10 protein-coding genes are annotated in these 16,960 nt (G+C 71.2%); all 10 read left to right on the forward strand.

The features are described from left to right. Nucleotides 1-227 precede the first annotated feature (227 nt). The 10 genes from ACZ5WK_RS08065 (at nt 228) to ACZ5WK_RS08110 (ending at nt 16,844) form a co-directional block, all read left to right on the forward strand. Entirely contained in the window at nt 228-812 is a 585-nt protein-coding gene (locus ACZ5WK_RS08065; RefSeq protein WP_465546090.1) for an NUDIX domain-containing protein, read from the forward strand. 380 nt (nt 813-1,192) lie between these two features. Further along, complete coding sequence (locus ACZ5WK_RS08070; RefSeq protein WP_465546092.1) at nt 1,193-3,862, forward strand: SpoIIE family protein phosphatase; 2,670 nt, start codon at nt 1,193-1,195, stop codon at nt 3,860-3,862. 221 nt (nt 3,863-4,083) lie between these two features. Continuing rightward, nucleotides 4,084-6,696: a SpoIIE family protein phosphatase gene (locus ACZ5WK_RS08075; protein WP_465546094.1), complete on the forward strand. Its 2,613-nt coding sequence runs from the start codon at nt 4,084-4,086 to the stop codon at nt 6,694-6,696. 121 nt (nt 6,697-6,817) lie between these two features. Next, the gene (locus ACZ5WK_RS08080; RefSeq protein WP_465546096.1) at nt 6,818-8,599 is read left to right on the forward strand and encodes an ABC transporter family substrate-binding protein; all 1,782 of its coding nucleotides are present in this window, start codon (nt 6,818-6,820) and stop codon (nt 8,597-8,599) included. A gap of 263 nt (nt 8,600-8,862) precedes the next feature. Next, nucleotides 8,863-10,731: a translational GTPase TypA gene (gene typA, locus ACZ5WK_RS08085; RefSeq protein ID WP_148643081.1), complete on the forward strand. Its 1,869-nt coding sequence runs from the start codon at nt 8,863-8,865 to the stop codon at nt 10,729-10,731. Nucleotides 10,732-11,160: 429 nt separating this feature from the next. Then, a complete protein-coding gene (locus ACZ5WK_RS08090) occupies nt 11,161-12,795 on the forward strand; it encodes a peptide ABC transporter substrate-binding protein (protein WP_465546099.1) in 1,635 nt (544 codons plus the stop codon). 89 nt (nt 12,796-12,884) lie between these two features. Continuing rightward, nucleotides 12,885-13,829: an ABC transporter permease gene (locus ACZ5WK_RS08095; protein WP_396320656.1), complete on the forward strand. Its 945-nt coding sequence runs from the start codon at nt 12,885-12,887 to the stop codon at nt 13,827-13,829. Next, nucleotides 13,822-14,763: an ABC transporter permease gene (locus ACZ5WK_RS08100; RefSeq protein ID WP_396320657.1), complete on the forward strand. Its 942-nt coding sequence runs from the start codon at nt 13,822-13,824 to the stop codon at nt 14,761-14,763. Before ACZ5WK_RS08095 ends, ACZ5WK_RS08100 begins: the two co-directional genes overlap by 8 nt. A gap of 19 nt (nt 14,764-14,782) precedes the next feature. Continuing rightward, nucleotides 14,783-15,832: an ABC transporter ATP-binding protein gene (locus tag ACZ5WK_RS08105; protein WP_396320658.1), complete on the forward strand. Its 1,050-nt coding sequence runs from the start codon at nt 14,783-14,785 to the stop codon at nt 15,830-15,832. Beyond that, nucleotides 15,825-16,844 (forward strand): ABC transporter ATP-binding protein, encoded by a 1,020-nt coding sequence (locus tag ACZ5WK_RS08110; RefSeq protein ID WP_396320659.1) that lies wholly within the window; start codon nt 15,825-15,827, stop codon nt 16,842-16,844. The genes ACZ5WK_RS08105 and ACZ5WK_RS08110 overlap by 8 nt, the downstream gene beginning before the upstream one ends. Nucleotides 16,845-16,960: the final 116 nt, after the last annotated feature.

Here is a 16,960-nt window from a genome sequence, read left to right on the forward strand (position 1 = left end):
CCCACCGGTGGCCCCGGCCTGCCGGAGCGGCCCTCACCGGCCGTGCTTCCTTACCCGCCGTTAACAGGGACCGTACCTGCCGGTAGCGAGCCGGGCGTAGCGTCCGGTGGACGCGGCCCCCGACCCGACCCCCACGCGGGCCGGGGCCGCTTCCGCGACGCGGGCCGGGCCACTCCCCTCGACCCGCGCCTGCGAGCGCCCGGGGAGTACCCCCTACGCTCACCGGCATGGACACCTTTCGGGTGATGCGGCAGGACGACAACGGCAACCGCTTCCTGGTCGCCACAGGCCTGGACCGGGCCGAGGCCGAGCGGATGGCGGCGGAGTTCGAGGCGCGCGGTCACAAGCAGCTGTACTGGGTGGAGAGCGCGGGCCCGACGAGCGCAGGTCCTAAGGTCGGGGCCATGGAGAACCGGATCGTCGTCGGCGGCGCGCTCATCCACCGCGGCCTGGTGCTGGCCGCCCGCCGCAGCGCACCGGCCGAGGTGGCCGGGCGCTGGGAGTTCCCGGGCGGCAAGGCCGAGCCCGGCGAGACCGAGGTGCAGGCGCTGGAGCGGGAGCTGCTGGAGGAGCTGGGCGTCCGGGCGAGGGCCGTGGAGCGGCTGCCCGGTGCGTGGCTGGTCCGGCCGGGCCTGGAGCTGCACCTCTGGGTGGCCGAGCTGCTGGCGGGCGACCCGCGGCCGCTGGAGGACCACGACGAGCTGCGCTGGCTCGGCCCGGAGCAGCTGGACGGCGTCGACTGGCTGGACCACGACCGGGCCGTCCTCCCGGACATCGCCCGGCTGCTCGAAGCGGCGCATACGGCCCCCTGACCGCGCGCGGCCGCCCCTTGACCGCGCACGGCCCCCGGCCGGGCCGCCGTACGCCTGCCGCCCGTCCGTCGGCCAACCCGCCCGCCACCCGCCCGCGCGAACGCCCGGACGGGAGCCCGAGCAGCCGGCGCCGCGACGCGCAATACGCCAGGTAGGTCAATCGGAAAAGCCGACCCGGAAGCCGGGATAGCCTGGGTTCTGCTGGGTATGTCACTTTTCGGCACTATTCGTCACCATCGGTGAGCCGCCCCAGCCGGCGCCGCCGATCCCGACCAGAGCCGGAGGCCCCGTCGGTGTCGAATACCGGTAACGGCGGCGGGGGAGCGCGGCGCACGGGCACCGGGGGGAGCGCAGCCGCGCGCGCCCGGCTGCGTCGTGGCGTGCGCCCAGCGCCGCCGCAGCCGCCGGTCGGCCGCCGCCGCGGCGGGGAGAACGCGGCCCCCGACGCCCCGCCGCCGGACCAGCCCGCGCCGTCCCTGGTGGTCGCCGACGCGTCCCCTCCGGCGGGAATCCGGAGCCGCCCCGGGCGGCCCTTCCCCGGGGGCCCCGGCGGGGAGCCGGGCGGCCCCGACGACCGCACCGAGGGCACCCTGCTCGACGTGGTCAAGGTCGCCATCGCGATCCTCGACACCGCCGGCCGGGTGGTCCTCTGGAGCCCGGCCGCCGAGGAACTGCTCGGCTGGCCGAACGAGCTGCTGGTGGGCCGCCGGATCGACGAGCTGATCCCGGACGAGGAGCAGGTCGCCCGGATCCGCGCGGCGATCCAGGACACCCTGCGGCACGGACGCTGGGCCGGCCCCGCCGAGCTGCGCGACCGCGACGGCGCCCCCGTCGCCCTGGACGCCCGGATCTCCCTGCTGGTGGACGGCGACGGCACCCCGTTCCTCCAGGTCAACCTGGCTGAGGCGGCCGCCGTCCGGGCCGTCGAGCGCGACCTCGCCGTCCGCGACGCGCTGTTCGAACAGTCCCCGCTGGGCATCGCCGTCCTCGACACCGAGCTGCGCTACACCGCCGTGAACCAGACCCTGGCCGCGATGAACGGCATGAGCACCGAGGACCACGTCGGCCGCACCACCGGCGAGACCCTGCCGGAGCGGGCCGCCGACGAGATCACCGCGATCCAGCGGCAGGTGCTGGCCACCGGCGAGCCGGTCATCGACGTCACCCTCGCCTCCCCCGTCACCGCCCGCTCCGGCTACCGCTCGATCTCCTACAGCCGGATGACCGACCGGGCCGGCCGGGTGCTCGGCATCTCCGGCACCGTGATGGACGTGACCGAGCGGTACCGGGCGGTGGCCAAGGTCGAGCACGCCCGGCGCCGGCTCTCGCTGCTCAACGAGTTCGGCTCCCGCGTCGGCGACCTGCTGGACGCCTCCCGGATCGCCCAGGAGCTGGCCGGCGCCGTCGTCCCCCGGCTCACCGACCACTCCGCGGTGATCCTGCTGCAGGCCGTCGCCCACGGCGACGACCTGCCCCGCCACGGCCACGACCGTCGCACCTCGCTGCTGCAGCTGGGCACCGCCTCCGTCCAGGACGGCCCCGAGGTGGAGGTGATGCTGCGCCGCGGCGCCCGGATCACCTTCGCGGAGGACTCCGCCTGCGGCCGGGTGCTGCGCACCGGCGTCCCGGAGCTGCTCTCCGGCGCCGACCAGCTGGACGACGTCACCTACCCCGGCGACCCGAAGATGCAGGCCGCCCACGACCTGGGCGTGCACTCGATGCTGGTGGTGCCGCTGCGTGCCCGCGGCATCGTGATCGGGCTGCTGCTGGTCAGCCGGGCCGGCTACCGCGAGGGCTTCGACCGCGACGACCTCGCCTTCACCGTCGAGCTGGCCGACCGGGCCGGCAGCTCGCTCGACAACGCCCGGCTCTACGCCCGCGAGCGCACCGCCGCGCTGACCCTGCAGCGCACCCTGCTGCCGCAGCAGGTCCCGCAGCCCACCGGCGTCGAGGTCGCCTACCGGTACGTGCCCGGCAGCAGCGGCACCGAGGTCGGCGGCGACTGGTTCGACGTCATCCCGCTGCCCGGGGACCGCACGGCGCTGGTGGTCGGCGACGTGATGGGCCACGGCCTGCGGGCCGCCGCCACAATGGGCCGGCTGCGCACCGCCGTCCGCGTCCTGGCCGCCCTCGACCTGCCGCCGGACGTGCTGCTGCGCCACGTCCACGAGCTGGCCGACGACCTCGCGCAGGGGCCGGACGAGGCGCTGCTGGCGACCTGCATCTACGCCGTGTTCGACCCGGCCACCGCCCGGCTGACGGTCGCCAAGGCCGGCCACATCCCGCCGGTGCTGATCGTGCCGGGGGAGGGGGCCGAGGAGCCGACCCGGACCGGGGGGCCGCTGCCCGGTGGCGCCGGCCGGATCCTCGACCTGCCCTCGGGCGCCCCGCTCGGGGTCGGCGGCGTCCCGTTCGAGGCGGTCGAACTGAAGATTCCCGAGGGCAGCCTGCTCGCCCTCTGCACGGACGGCCTGGTGGAGTCCCGGGACAAGGACCTCGATGTCGGCCTCGGCCGGCTGATCACCGTCCTCCAGCAGCCCCAGGCCTCGATCCAGGCGGCCTGCGAAGCGGTGCTGGACACCATGGAGCAGGGCCGCGAGCCGGACGACGTGGCGCTGCTGCTGGCCCGTCTCGGCCACGGCCAGGCCGGCACCCCGACGGCCGGCTGGACGCTGCCCGCCGAACCGACCGCCGTCTCCCGGGCCCGCCGGCTGGTCCGCGCGACGCTCGCCGAGTGGAGCGTCGAGGAGCTGACCGACACCGCGGAGCTGCTGGTCAGCGAGCTGGTCACCAACTCCGTCCGCTATGCGAGCGCACCCATCGGCGTACGGTTGACGCTGGGCGAGACGCTGCTGGTCGAGATCTCCGACCCGCTGCCCGACCCGCCCCGCGAGCGCCACGCGGCCGAGGCCGACGAGGGTGGCCGGGGCCTGGAACTCGTCCGCCGGCTCGCGCTCCGCTGGGGCGCCCGGGCGGAAGGCATGGGCAAGGTCGTCTGGTTCGAGCAGCCGCTGCCGGGTAATGAGCCCGAGGAGCCGGGAGACGAGTAGGACGCGAGTAGAACGGGGCTGCATATGCCATCGGGAGGCCGGGGGGAGCGCGCACTCCGGCAGGGGGCGCGAGCGTGGCATTGTGGTTGCGCGGGCGGTAGGACAAAAACCTTCGCCCGATCTGATGTTGTGATGTTGAGGGCGTGTGAACGTACCCCTCGATGATGAATACTCGGTCTTCTCGGCATCCGGACGGTCGCGGGTTTGGAGGGGTCGGTCCGTTGAACAGCACCCCGGCGCGTAATGCGCCGAGCAGCAGCGGTCATGCCGCTGTGCCCGGGCAGGCCGGTTCCCCACACCTGCCCGCCCCAGCGGCCCCCCGGGCCGCACCCGCCGGGCAGGGCCGTGCCGCCCGCCCCGGGGTCGGCGCCGACCAGTGGGGCGCCGGGGACCCAGGCTCGATCTACGAATACATCCGGGTCGCCACCTTCGCGATCGGCCCCGACGGCCGGATCAGCCAGTGGAGCGACCGGGCCGCCGAGTTCTTCGGCCTGCCCGCCGCCGAGGCGGTCGGCTCCGACCCGATCACCACCTTCGTGCCACGCGAGCTCTGGCAGCGCGGCCGCGCCCGGCTGGAGCGCACCCTGGCCGGCGAGGAGTGGGTGGGCACGGCGCCCTACCGCGACGCCACCGGCGGGGAGGGGCTCGCCGAGCTCTACCTGATGCCCGACAGCGCGCTGCCCACCGCCGGCGCCACCTGTCTCGCCGTCGACCTCGGCCGGCTGCGCCGGATCGAGACCGACCTCGCCGCCTCCGAGGCCGTCTTCGGGCAGACCCCCACCGGCTTCATCCTCTTCGACGACCGGCTCCGGCTCCAGCGCGTCAACGACGCCTTCGCCTCCGGGATGGGCCTCGCCCCCACCGACCTCGAAGGCCTCACCGCGCACGACCTCTTCCCGCAGTCCGAGGCCGACCGGCTCACCGCCGCGCTGCGCAAGGTCGTCGCCACCGGCCAGCCCGTCTTCGACCTGCGCTTCCACTCGGCCGTCCCCACCCGCGAGGGCAACCGGCTCTGGGCCGTCTCGCTGTACCGGCTGAACGGCTCGGCCGGCCAGCCGATGGGCGTCGCCGGCCAGGTCTCCGACGTCACCAGCCGGCACGTCGCCGAGCGCGAGGCCGACGGCGTCCGCCGCAACCTCGCCCTGCTCAACGAGGCCAGCGCCCACATCGGCTCCACGCTCGACCTGGAGACCACCGCCAAGGAGCTGCTGGACGTCGTCGTCCCGCCGTTCTGCGACCTCGCCACCGTCGACCTCTACACCGCGCTGCTCTCCGGCGAGACCGTCCCCAGCGCCGGCCGGTACGGCGACGGCGTGCTCACCGACGGCAGCGGCGAACTGCGCCGGGTCGCCGTCTCCAGCGTGGTCGGCGGCGCCTCCTCGGTGCTCGGCTCGGTCACCGGCCTGCCCATCGCCGAGGCCGGCGGCACCCTCTGCTACCCGCGCCGCTCCCCGCACGCCCGGGCGCTGCGCACCGGCCGCAGCGTCGTCCCCGAGCCCGGGCCGGACCCGCTGCTGCGCTCCACCCTGATCGTCCCGCTGGTCGCCCGCGACCAGGTGCTCGGGCTCGTCCAGCTCTCCCGGGCGATCGGCAGCGAGCCCTTCGACGCCCGCGACGTCGCCATCGCCGAGGAGCTGGTCGCCCGGGCCGCCGTCTGCATCGACAACGCCCGGCTCTACCGCCGCGAGCACGAGCGCGCCCTGATCCTCCAGCGCAGCCTGCTGCCCCCGGGCAACCCGGCCGCCAGCGGCCTGGAGATCGCCTGCCGCTACCTGCCCAGCAACAACAACACCGAGGTCGGCGGCGACTGGTTCGACGTCATCCAGCTGCCCGGCAACCGCACCGCCCTGGTCATCGGCGACGTGATGGGCCGCGGCCTGCGTGCCGCCGTCGCGATGGGCCAGCTGCGGACCGCCGTCCGCACCCTGGCCATGCTCGACCTCGACCCCGCCGAGGTGCTCACCGCCCTCGACGAGATCGCCCGCGGCCTCGGCGACGACTCCGCGCCCGCGAGCTCACCCACCCCGTACGGGCGGCTCACCTCGACCGCCGACGAGGAGGCCCGCGAGGTCTACCTCGCGACCTGCGTCTACGCGGTCTACGACGCCGTCACCCGCCGCTGCGTCTTCGCCAACGCCGGCCACCTGCCGCCCGTCCTGCTCAGCCCCGGCGAGCCCGCCCGGATGCTCGACGTGCCGCCCGGCCTGCCGCTCGGCGTCGGCGGCGAGCCGTTCGAGGAGGTCGAGCTGACCCTGCCGGACGGCGCCGTGCTCGGCCTCTACACCGACGGTCTGGTGGAGAGCCGCAAGCACCAGCTGGACGAGGGCCTGCGCGCCTTCCGCACCGCGCTGTCCGCCGATGGCAAGGGCCTGGAGGACCTCTGCGACCACGTCCTCGGCGAGCTCAACCCGCACCACGGCGAGGACGACATCGCCCTGCTGATGGCCAAGGTGCACGCCTTCCCCGACGACGCCGTCGGCAACTGGTTCCTGCCGCCCGAGCCCACCTCGGTGGCCAAGGCCCGCGAGCTGGCCTGCAGCTGGCTGCTGGCCCGCGGCCTGGACGAGCTGGTGGACACCACCGAGCTGCTGGTCAGCGAGCTGGTCACCAACGCGCTCCGGCACGGCCGCGGCGAGATCCGGCTCCGGCTGCTGCGCGACCGCTCCATGGTCTGCGAGGTCTGGGACGACGGCTACGCCCAGCCGCGGCAGCGGCGCGCCCAGGAGACCGACGAGGGCGGGCGCGGGCTCCAGCTGGTCAGCCTGCTGGCCGAGCGCTGGGGCAGCAGGCGCACGCCCAAGGGCAAGATCGTCTGGTTCGAGCTGGCCCTGTAGGCGGCAGCCCCACGCCCCGGAGGCGCGCGGGCGGGTCACAGTTCGGCTGTCCGGGTGCAGTCGCCCGGCGGCCGCCGTGTCGCCGGGCCGGGCCGCGCCCCGGCGGCGTTCCATGGCCGCCATGCGCGTCCGCCAGCTCACCGCCCCAGCCGCCGTCGCCGCGCTGGTGCTCGCCGCCGGGGCCCTGGCCGGCTGCTCCGGCGCCCCTGCCCCGGCCCGCACCCCGGCGCCCGTCCCGGTGTCCGCCGCCCCCACGGCCGTCACCGGCGACGTCAGCCCGCCCGACCGCAGCGCCGTCGGGGACGGTGGCACGCTGCGCTGGGCGCTGGACGGCGTCCCCGCCACGCTGAACCTCTACCAGCCGGCGGCGACCGCCGACTCTGCGCTGCTCGCGCACGCCCTCTACCCCGCGCTGTTCCGGCCGGACGAGCACGGCCGGCTCGTCCCCGACCCGGACTACCTGGCCGCCGCCGAGTCCACCCCGCCCGGGCAGCTGCCACAGGTCGTCACCTACCGGCTCAACCCGCACGCCGTCTGGAGCGACGGCACCCCGCTCTCGGCCGCCGACTTCACCGCCCAGCGGGCCGCCCTCTCCGGCCTCGACCCCGCCTACACCGGCAGCCGCCCCGCCGGGTACGACGCGATCGACTCGATCACCCCGGGCGCGGACCCGTCCGAGATCAGGATCGTCTTCCGGCGGCCGTACGCCGAGTGGCGGTCCCTCTTCGGCCCGCTCTACCCCGCCGCCGTGACCTCCTCCCCGGCCGCCTTCAGCCGGCCTCTGGCGGGCGGTCCGCCGGCGACGGCGGGTCCTTTCGTGATCTCCGGGCCGGGCGGGTACGACGCGGCGGGCGGGCGGGTCACCCTGGTGCGCAACCCGCTCTGGTGGGGCGACCCGCCCAAGGCCGACCGGATCGACTTCCTCGCCACCCCGGCCGAACGGCGGCTGGACGCGCTCGGCCAGGACCTGCTCGACATCGCCCCGCTCACGGCGGCGGTCGACCGGGCCCCGGCGCCCGGCACCTCGGCCGACCGCGCCGAGGCCGCCGACCAGGCGCTGCGCCGGGCCGAGGCACTACCCGGGATCACCGTCCACCGGGCCGCCGCCGCCTCGCTCACCCAGCTCACCCTCAACGCCGGCCGGGAGCCGCTCACCGACCCGGCCGTCCGGCAGGCCCTCGCCCGGGCCGTCGACCGGCGGCGGGTCGCCGACGCGGCGCTCACCCCGCTCGGGCTCGCCGCCGCCCCGCTCGGCAGCCACCTGCTCGCCGGCGACCAGGACGGCTACCGGGACAACAGCAGCGCCCTCGGCACCGCGGACCCGGGCCGGCTGCTGGACGCGGCCGGCTGGAAGCGCCCGAAGGGCGGCGGCACCCGGACCAGGAACGGGCACGAGCTCTCGCTCTCCCTGCTGATCCCCTCGGGCTCCGCCACCGCCCGGCGCGCCGCCGACGCGCTGGCCGCCGACCTCGCCGGGACGGGCATCGCCGTCCGCCCGGTGGCGCTCCCCGCCGAGGCCCTCGTCCGCACCGGCCTGGCCGCCGGCGACTACGACCTCGCCCTCTTCTCCTGGCCGGCCGGCCCCAACCCGGCGGTCGACCAGCGCCCCGTCTACGCCAAGCCCCGGCCCGGAGCGGACGGCGCCCTGGAGACCGGCACCAACTACGGCCGCACCGGGACGGAGGAGATCGACCGCCTCTTCGACCGCGCCGCCGGGGAACTCGACCCCGCCGCCCACCTCGCCCTGCTCCAGGAGGCCGACACCCGGATCTGGCAGCTGGGCCACTCGGTGCCGTTGTTCCAGCGCCCGGAGCTGGTCGCCGTCCGGGAGGGTGTGGCGGGCGCCGGGGTCTGGGGTTTCGGCTGGCCGCGTTTCCAGGACGTGGGCCTCCTCACCGGCTGACCGGGGCGCCCGATCCGGGCACGCGCACGGCGTCCGCCGGGTGAGCGGCGTGTGATCCACCTGTGATCTTGATCCCGACCGACCTGCTCGTTTCTGCCCACCTGGGCGGTTCCCCGTACGATAGGAGGAAGCCGTGGCATGTCCTGCCCGGCGGGTGGACCGGTAGTAGCAGGCGGAACGGGCGGCGGCGATCGACAGGGATCGCCGGTCGGCGTCTCGCGGCCGGGCGCCGTAACCCACGATTCCGGGAGAATCCGCTCCGCATGCCCACGCGCAATGACATCCGCAACGTTGCCATCGTCGCCCACGTCGACCACGGCAAGACCACGCTGGTCGACGCCATGCTGAAGCAGGCCGGCGCCTTCGCCGCCCACCAGCACCTCGACGACCGGATGATGGACTCCAACGACCTGGAGCGCGAGAAGGGCATCACCATTCTCGCGAAGAACACCGCCGTCAAGTACCACCCCAAGGAGGGTGGCGCGCCGATCACGATCAACATCATCGACACCCCGGGCCACGCCGACTTCGGTGGCGAGGTCGAGCGCGGTCTGTCGATGGTCGACGCGGTCGTGCTGCTGGTCGACGCCTCCGAGGGCCCGCTGCCGCAGACCCGCTTCGTGCTCCGCAAGGCGCTGACGGCCAAGCTGCCGGTCATCCTCTGCATCAACAAGACCGACCGCCCGGACTCCCGGATCGACGAGGTCATCAACGAGACCTACGACCTCTTCCTGGACCTCGACGCCACCGAGGACCAGATCGAGTTCCCGATCGTCTACGCCTGTGCGCGTGACGGCGTCGCCTCGATGACCAAGCCGGAGAACGGCACCGTGCCGGCCGACAGCGACTCGCTGGAGCCGTTCTTCTCCACCATCCTGGAGCACGTCCCGGCCCCGACCTACGACGAGGACGCGCCGCTCCAGGCCCACGTCACCAACCTGGACGCCGACAACTTCCTCGGCCGCATCGCGCTCTGCCGGGTCGAGCAGGGCGAGCTGCGCAAGGGTCAGCAGGTCGCGTGGATGAAGCGGGACGGCTCGGTCCAGCAGGTCAAGATCACCGAGCTGCTGATGACCGAGGCGCTCACCCGCAAGCCGGCCGAGGTGGCCGGCCCCGGCGACATCTGCGCCGTCGCGGGCATCCCGGAGATCATGATCGGCGAGACCCTGGCCGACCTGGAGAACCCCGTCGCGCTGCCGCTCATCACGGTGGACGAGCCGGCCATCTCGATGGTCATCGGCACCAACACCTCGCCGCTGGTCGGCAAGGGCGGCAAGGGCCACAAGGTCACCGCCCGCATGGTGAAGGACCGCCTGGACCGCGAGCTGATCGGTAACGTCTCGCTCCGCGTGCTGCCGACCGAGCGTCCGGACGCCTGGGAGGTCCAGGGCCGTGGCGAGCTGGCGCTGGCCATCCTGGTCGAGACCATGCGCCGGGAGCTGTTCGAGCTGACCGTCGGCAAGCCGCAGGTCGTCACCAAGGTCATCAACGGCAAGACCCACGAGCCGGTCGAGCGGATGACCATCGACAGCCCCGAGGAGTACCTCGGCGCGATCACCCAGCTGATGGCGACCCGCAAGGGCCGCATGGAGACCATGACGAACCACGGCTCCGGCTGGGTCCGCATGGAGTTCATCGTCCCGTCGCGCGGCCTGATCGGCTTCCGGACCCAGTTCCTGACCGACACCCGCGGCACCGGCATCGCGCACAGCATCTTCGAGGGCCACGAGCCGTGGTTCGGCGAGCTGCGGATGCGCAACAACGGTTCGCTGGTGGCGGACCGCGCGGGCGTCGTGACGCCGTTCGCGATGATGGGCATCCAGGAGCGCGGCACGCTCTTCGTCGAGCCCACCACCGAGGTGTACGAGGGCATGATCGTCGGCGAGAACTCGCGCCAGGACGACATGGACATCAACATCACCAAGGAGAAGAAGCTCACCAACATGCGTGCCGCTTCCTCCGACACCACCGAGAACCTGGTGCCGCCGCGCAAGCTCTCGCTGGAGCAGTCGCTGGAGTTCTGCCGCGAGGACGAGTGCATCGAGGTGACCCCGGAGACCGTGCGCATCCGTAAGGTCGTCCTCGACCAGAAGGAGCGTGGCCGTTCGGCTTCGCGCGCCAAGAAGGCGTGATCCCGGGTTTAAACAGCCTTTGGCCTGAATCGATCGCCCCCCTTTCCAGTGGAGAGGGGGGCGATCGTTTTCAACTACTCCAAGTTGTCGACGCGCGTATAAACGGAATAGCGCTTACCACGGCAAGGTGTCCGCTGAGCGAACGTGACAGTCCGTCATTCATGACGACTGTCCGTTTAATGCCTGTCTGAGTATGTCTTATATGTCCGATTTTCGAAACTTACCGACCGTTCATGTGACCTAATTGAGATCGGCATTGGTCACTTTCGTGTCCGTGCGTGACACATAGTGGGTGCAGTCAGGCTCGGGTCAAGGGTTAACGCGCAGGGGTGCGCGCCGAAACCACGAGCGCGGACGGCACAACGGAAGCGGCGTCAGCCGCCCGCGGTGCTCTCCTCGTTGGAAAGTCGATTTCAGGAGGCATCCCCCATGCGCGGTGCAACCCAGACCAAGTGGCTCGTTGCGGCGACCGCGATCGCCCTTGCGGCGACCGCTTGCAGCACCAGCTCGAAGAGCAATGACAAGGCTGCTTCCGGCGGCGGCTCCATCGCCGTCCAGCTCGGTGAGCCGCAGCACGGTCTGGTGCCGCAGAACACCGCGGAGTCCGAGGGCACCGAGGTCGAGAACGCCCTCTTCGCCGGCCTGGTCGACTACGACTTCAAGACCAACGCCCCGACCCTGCGCGTGGCCGAGTCGATCGAGTCCGCCGACAGCAAGGTCTGGACGATCAAGCTGAAGGACGGCTACACCTTCCACAACGGCGAGAAGGTCACCGCCAAGTCCTTCGTCGACGCCTGGAACTGGGGCGCCAACCAGGACAACGCCGCCGAGGGCCTCCCGTTCTACGCGAAGATCGAGGGCTCCGAGGAGCTGGCTCCGGGCAAGGACAAGAAGCCCACCGCCAAGGAGCTCAAGGGCCTGAAGGTCGTCGACGACAAGACCTTCACCGTCACCCTGTCGGCGCCGTTCTCGCAGTTCAAGACGATGCTCGGGTACAACCCGTTCTACCCGCTGCCGTCGGCGTTCTTCGCCGACCCGAAGGCCTTCGGCGACAAGCCGATCGGCAACGGCCCGTTCGAGATGGACGGCAGCTGGGAGCACAACAAGCAGATCAAGGTCAAGCGCTACGAGAACTTCCCGGCCTCGGACGGCAAGGCGAAGCTCCAGGGCGTCACCTTCAAGATCTACGACAACCTGGACACCGCGTACAACGACCTGCGCGCCGACAACATCCAGGCCACCGACAAGCTGCCGATCTCGGCCATGTCGACCGTCAAGAGCGAGTTCGGCGACCGCTACATCTACAAGCCGGAGTCCGGCGTCGGTTACATCGGCTTCCCGATCTCGACCAACCCGGCCGCGTACGGCAAGCCGGAGATCCGCAAGGCGATCTCGATGGCGATCGACCGCGAGGCGATCACCAAGACCATCTTCTCGGGCACCCGCGTCCCGGCCGACGACTTCGTCAACCCGCTGATCCCGGGCTACCGCAAGGGCGCCATGGGCGACGCGGCCAAGTACGACCCGGTCAAGGCCAAGGAGCTCTTCACCCAGGCCAACGGTGTTCCGAACAACACCATCGAGCTGGGCTACAACGCCGACGGTGGCCACAAGGAGTGGATCGAGGCCGTCGGCAACCAGCTGAAGAAGAACCTGGGCGTCGAGGTCACCTTCAAGCCGTTCGAGAAGTTCGGCAAGATCCTGGACGACCTGCAGGCCAAGCAGTACTCGGGCGCCTTCCGCATGGCGTGGTCGATGGACTACCCGTCGATCGAGGACTACCTGCGCCCGATCTTCTCCAAGGTCGCGATCGAGAACGGCTCGAACTACGGCGGTTACGTCAACGACAAGTTCGAGACCCTGCTGGACCAGGCCGACCAGGCGAAGACGGACGACGAGGCCATCAAGCTGTACCAGCAGGCCGACGACATCCTCGTCCAGGACCTGCCGTACATCCCGGTGTACACCTACATGTCCTCCGCGGCCTACACCAAGAAGATCAAGAACTTCGACACCGACGCCCAGGGTCGCATGAACCTGGCCAAGGTCGAGCTCGCCGGCTGATCCGGTAGTCAGACGATCGGGGGCGGGTGGACCGGACTACAGTCCGAGTCCTCCCGCCTCCCTTCCTTGTCCGAAAGTATGGAGGTCTGATGGGCCGCTATGTCATCCGCCGACTGATACAGGCAATCCCTGTCCTGCTCGGCGCGACGCTGCTGATCTACGCGCTGGTTCACTACCTGCCCGGTGACCCGGTGCAGGCACTGGCCGGCGAGAAGCGAGCCGACCCGATCGTGGCGGAGATGATCCGCCAGAAGTACCACCTGAACGACCCCTTCCTGCTCCAGTACTGGAACTACATCTCGGGGGTCTTCCAGGGGAACCTCGGTGAAAGCCTGACCGGTCGCTCCGTGACCGACATGATCAGTGAGGCGTTCCCGTACACCGTCAACCTCGCCTTCGTCGCCTTCATCATCGAAGCGGTCATGGGCGTGCTGGCGGGTGTCATGGCGGCCCTTCGCAAGGGCAAGTTCATCGACCAGCTGGTCCTCATCAGCACCCTGTTCGTGATCTCGATCCCGGTCTTCGTCACCGGCTTCGTCCTCCAGCTGCTGCTGGGCGTGAAGCTGAAGAACGACTACGGCTTCGACTTCTTCCCGGTCTCCTTCAACGAGGAGGACGGACTGCGGGCGTACCTGCTGCCGGCCTTCGTGCTGGCGTCCACCTCGCTCGCGTACGTCGCCCGACTGACCCGCACCAGCCTGATGGAGACCATGCGCGCGGACTACGTCCGTACCGCGGTCGCCAAGGGCCTGAAGCGCCGTCGGGTGATCGGCCGTCACGCCCTGCGCAACGCGCTGATCCCGATCGTCACCTTCCTCGGTGCCGACCTGGGCGGCCTGATGGGTGGCGCGGTCATCACCGAGAAGATCTTCAACATGCACGGCATCGGCGGCCTGCTCGCCCAGTCCGTGTACCAGAAGCAGGGCACGGTGATCGTCGGCATGGTCACCCTGCTGGTGATGATCTACCTCATCACCACCCTGCTCGTGGACCTGCTGTACGCCGTGCTCGACCCGAGGATCCGCTATGAGTGACACCATCACCGTGGGCAGCGAGGCCCCGTCCGAGGACAACAGCCCGAAGACCTCCCCGGAGAAGAAGCAGAAGCCGGAGCGGGTGGCCAGCCTCTGGACGGACGCGCTGCGCGACCTGCGCCGCAACCCGGTCTTCATCATCGGTGCCGCTCTGGTGCTGTTCCTGCTGGTCATGGCGGCCGTTCCGCAGCTGTTCACCGACGGCAGCCCGACCGCGAACGGTGCCTGCGACCTGGCCGACTCCCTGAAGCGCCCGAGCGCCGAGCACTGGTTCGGCTTCGACGTGCAGGGCTGCGACGTCTACACCCGCACGGTGTGGGGCGCCCGCAACTCGATCATCGTCGGTGTCCTGACCACGCTGCTGGTCACCGTGGTCGGCTCGCTCCTCGGCCTGCTGGCCGGTTGGAAGGGCGGGATCACCGACTCGATCCTGTCGCGCTTCACCGAGATCTTCTTCTCGATCCCGCTGCTGCTCGGCGGCATGCTGATCATGTCGATGCTCGGCAAGGGCAACGCCTACACCGTGTCGCTGGTCATGGCCGTCCTCGGCTGGCCGCAGATCTTCCGCATCATGCGTGCCTCGGTGATCTCCAACAAGCACAACGACTACGTGATGGCGGCCCGCGCGCTGGGCGCCAGCAGCGGTCGGATCACCTTCCGGCACATCCTGCCGAACGCCATCGCGCCGGTCATCGTGGTCTCGGCGATCAGCCTGGGCGTCTACATCGGTGCCGAGGCGGCGCTGTCCTACCTCGGCATCGGCGTGCAGTCCCCGGAGATCTCCTGGGGCCTGATGATCAGCGATGCCTCGGTCCGCTTCCTCGCGGCCCCGCACGTCCTGCTCTTCCCGTCGGCCGCGCTGAGCATCACCGTGCTGGCCTTCATCATGCTCGGCGACGCGGTCCGCGACGCCCTCGACCCGAAGCTCCGCTGAGAGAAGAGGTGACGACCCGATGACCACCGTGATCGAGAAGAACCAGAAGAGCGGCCGGCTCGAAGTTGGCACCCCGCTGCTGGAGGTCCGCGACCTCCACGTGGAGTTCCACACTCGGGACGGCGTCGCCAAGGCCGTGAACGGCGTCAACTACTCCGTCGCCGCCGGTGAGACCCTGGCGGTGCTCGGCGAGTCCGGCTCCGGCAAGTCGGTGACCGCCCAGACCATCATGGGCATCCTCGACATGCCGCCCGGCAAGATCAGCCAGGGCCAGATCCTCTTCCGCGGGCAGGACATGCTCGCGATGAAGGAGGAGGAGCGCCGGCTGATCCGCGGCCAGAAGATCGCGATGATCTTCCAGGACGCGCTCTCCTCGCTGAACCCGGTGATGACCGTCGGCGCCCAGCTCGGCGAGATGTTCCGGGTGCACCGCGGCGCCTCCAAGAAGGAGGCCCGGGAGAAGGCCATCGAGCTGATGGAGCGGGTGCGCATCCCCGCCGCCAGGCAGCGCGTGGGCGACTACCCGCACCAGTTCTCCGGCGGCATGCGCCAGCGCATCATGATCGCCATGGCGCTCTCCATGGAGCCCGACCTGATCATCGCCGACGAGCCCACCACCGCCCTGGACGTCACCGTCCAGGCCCAGGTGATGGACCTGCTCGCCGAGCTGCAGGACGAGTACAACATGGGCCTGATCCTGATCACCCACGACCTCGGCGTGGTCGCCGACGTCGCGGACAAGATCGCCGTCATGTACGCCGGCCGGATCGTCGAGACCGCCCCGGTGCGTGACCTGTACGCCAACCCGGCGCACCCCTACACCAAGGGCCTGCTCCGTTCCATCCCGCGCCTGGACCAGAAGGGCCAGGAGCTGTACGCGATCAAGGGTCTGCCCCCGAACCTGCTGAAGGTCCCGGCCGGCTGCGCGTTCAACCCCCGCTGTGACGTCGCCACCGACCTGTGCCGCACGGAGATCCCGAAGCTGCACCAGGTGACCGACAAGGACGGCAAGGAGCTCACCGGCCGCCGCAGCGCGTGCCACCTCTGGAAGGAGACCCTCCATGGCTGAGCCCATCCTGGAGGTCAAGGACCTGGTCAAGCACTACCCGCTGACCCAGGGCATCCTCTTCAAGAAGCAGGTCGGCGCGGTCAAGGCGGTCGACGGCATCTCCTTCGAGCTGGCGAAGGGCGAGACCCTCGGCATCGTCGGCGAGTCCGGCTGTGGCAAGTCCACGCTGGCCAAGGTGCTGATGAACCTGGAGCGAGCCACCTCCGGCGAGGTCCTGTTCAAGGGCGAGGACATCTCCAAGCTGTCCGGCGCGGCCCTCAAGGCCGTCCGCCGCAACATCCAGATGGTGTTCCAGGACCCGTACACCTCGCTCAACCCGCGCATGACGGTCGGCGACATCATCGGCGAGCCGTTCGAGATCCACCCCGAGGTGGCTCCGAAGGGCGACCGCCGCAAGGCCGTCCAGGACCTGCTGGACGTCGTCGGCCTGAACCCGGAGTACATCAACCGGTACCCGCACCAGTTCTCCGGCGGCCAGCGCCAGCGCATCGGCATCGCCCGCGGCCTCGCGCTCAAGCCCGAGATCATCATCTGCGACGAGCCGGTCTCCGCCCTGGACGTCTCCGTCCAGGCGCAGGTGATCAACCTGCTGGAGCAGCTGCAGAGCGACTTCGAGCTGTCGTACATGTTCATCGCGCACGACCTCTCCATCGTCCGGCACATCTCCGACCGCGTCGGCGTGATGTACCTGGGCAAGATGGTCGAGATCGGTACCGACGAGGAGATCTACGACAACGCGACGCACCCGTACACCCAGGCGCTGCTCTCCGCGGTGCCGGTGCCGGACCCGACGGCGCGCGAGAGCCGTGACCGGATCATCCTGACCGGCGACATCCCCTCGCCGGCCAACCCGCCGTCCGGCTGCCGGTTCCGCACCCGCTGCTGGAAGGCGGAGGAGCGCTGCTCCACCGAGGTCCCGCTGCTGGCGGTGCCGGAGGTGCTGAGCGGCCCGGCCAAGCACCAGTCGGCGTGTCACTTCGCCGAGGTCCGGGAGACGGCCGCCGCCGTCTGATCCCGAGGCGTTTCCCGGAAGGGCCCGCAGCCGTCGTGCTGCGGGCCCTTCCGGCGTTCCGTCAACTCCACGCAGGGCCTGCTGCACCCATCCGGGGGTACCCGGCTCGCGCCGCC

Source organism: Kitasatospora sp. NPDC032757 (assembly GCF_055579305.1).

Bases quoted from the DNA above. Each gene is read 5' to 3' on its own strand.
- ACZ5WK_RS08065 (WP_465546090.1), top strand. From the start codon at position 228: ATGGACACCTTTCGGGTGATGCGGCAGGACGACAACGGCAACCGCTTC.
- ACZ5WK_RS08080 (WP_465546096.1), top strand. From the start codon at position 6,818: ATGCGCGTCCGCCAGCTCACCGCCCCAGCCGCCGTCGCCGCGCTGGTG.
- typA (WP_148643081.1), top strand. From the start codon at position 8,863: ATGCCCACGCGCAATGACATCCGCAACGTTGCCATCGTCGCCCACGTC.
- ACZ5WK_RS08090 (WP_465546099.1), top strand. From the start codon at position 11,161: ATGCGCGGTGCAACCCAGACCAAGTGGCTCGTTGCGGCGACCGCGATC.
- ACZ5WK_RS08095 (WP_396320656.1), top strand. From the start codon at position 12,885: ATGGGCCGCTATGTCATCCGCCGACTGATACAGGCAATCCCTGTCCTG.
- ACZ5WK_RS08100 (WP_396320657.1), top strand. From the start codon at position 13,822: ATGAGTGACACCATCACCGTGGGCAGCGAGGCCCCGTCCGAGGACAAC.
- ACZ5WK_RS08105 (WP_396320658.1), top strand. From the start codon at position 14,783: ATGACCACCGTGATCGAGAAGAACCAGAAGAGCGGCCGGCTCGAAGTT.
- ACZ5WK_RS08110 (WP_396320659.1), top strand. From the start codon at position 15,825: ATGGCTGAGCCCATCCTGGAGGTCAAGGACCTGGTCAAGCACTACCCG.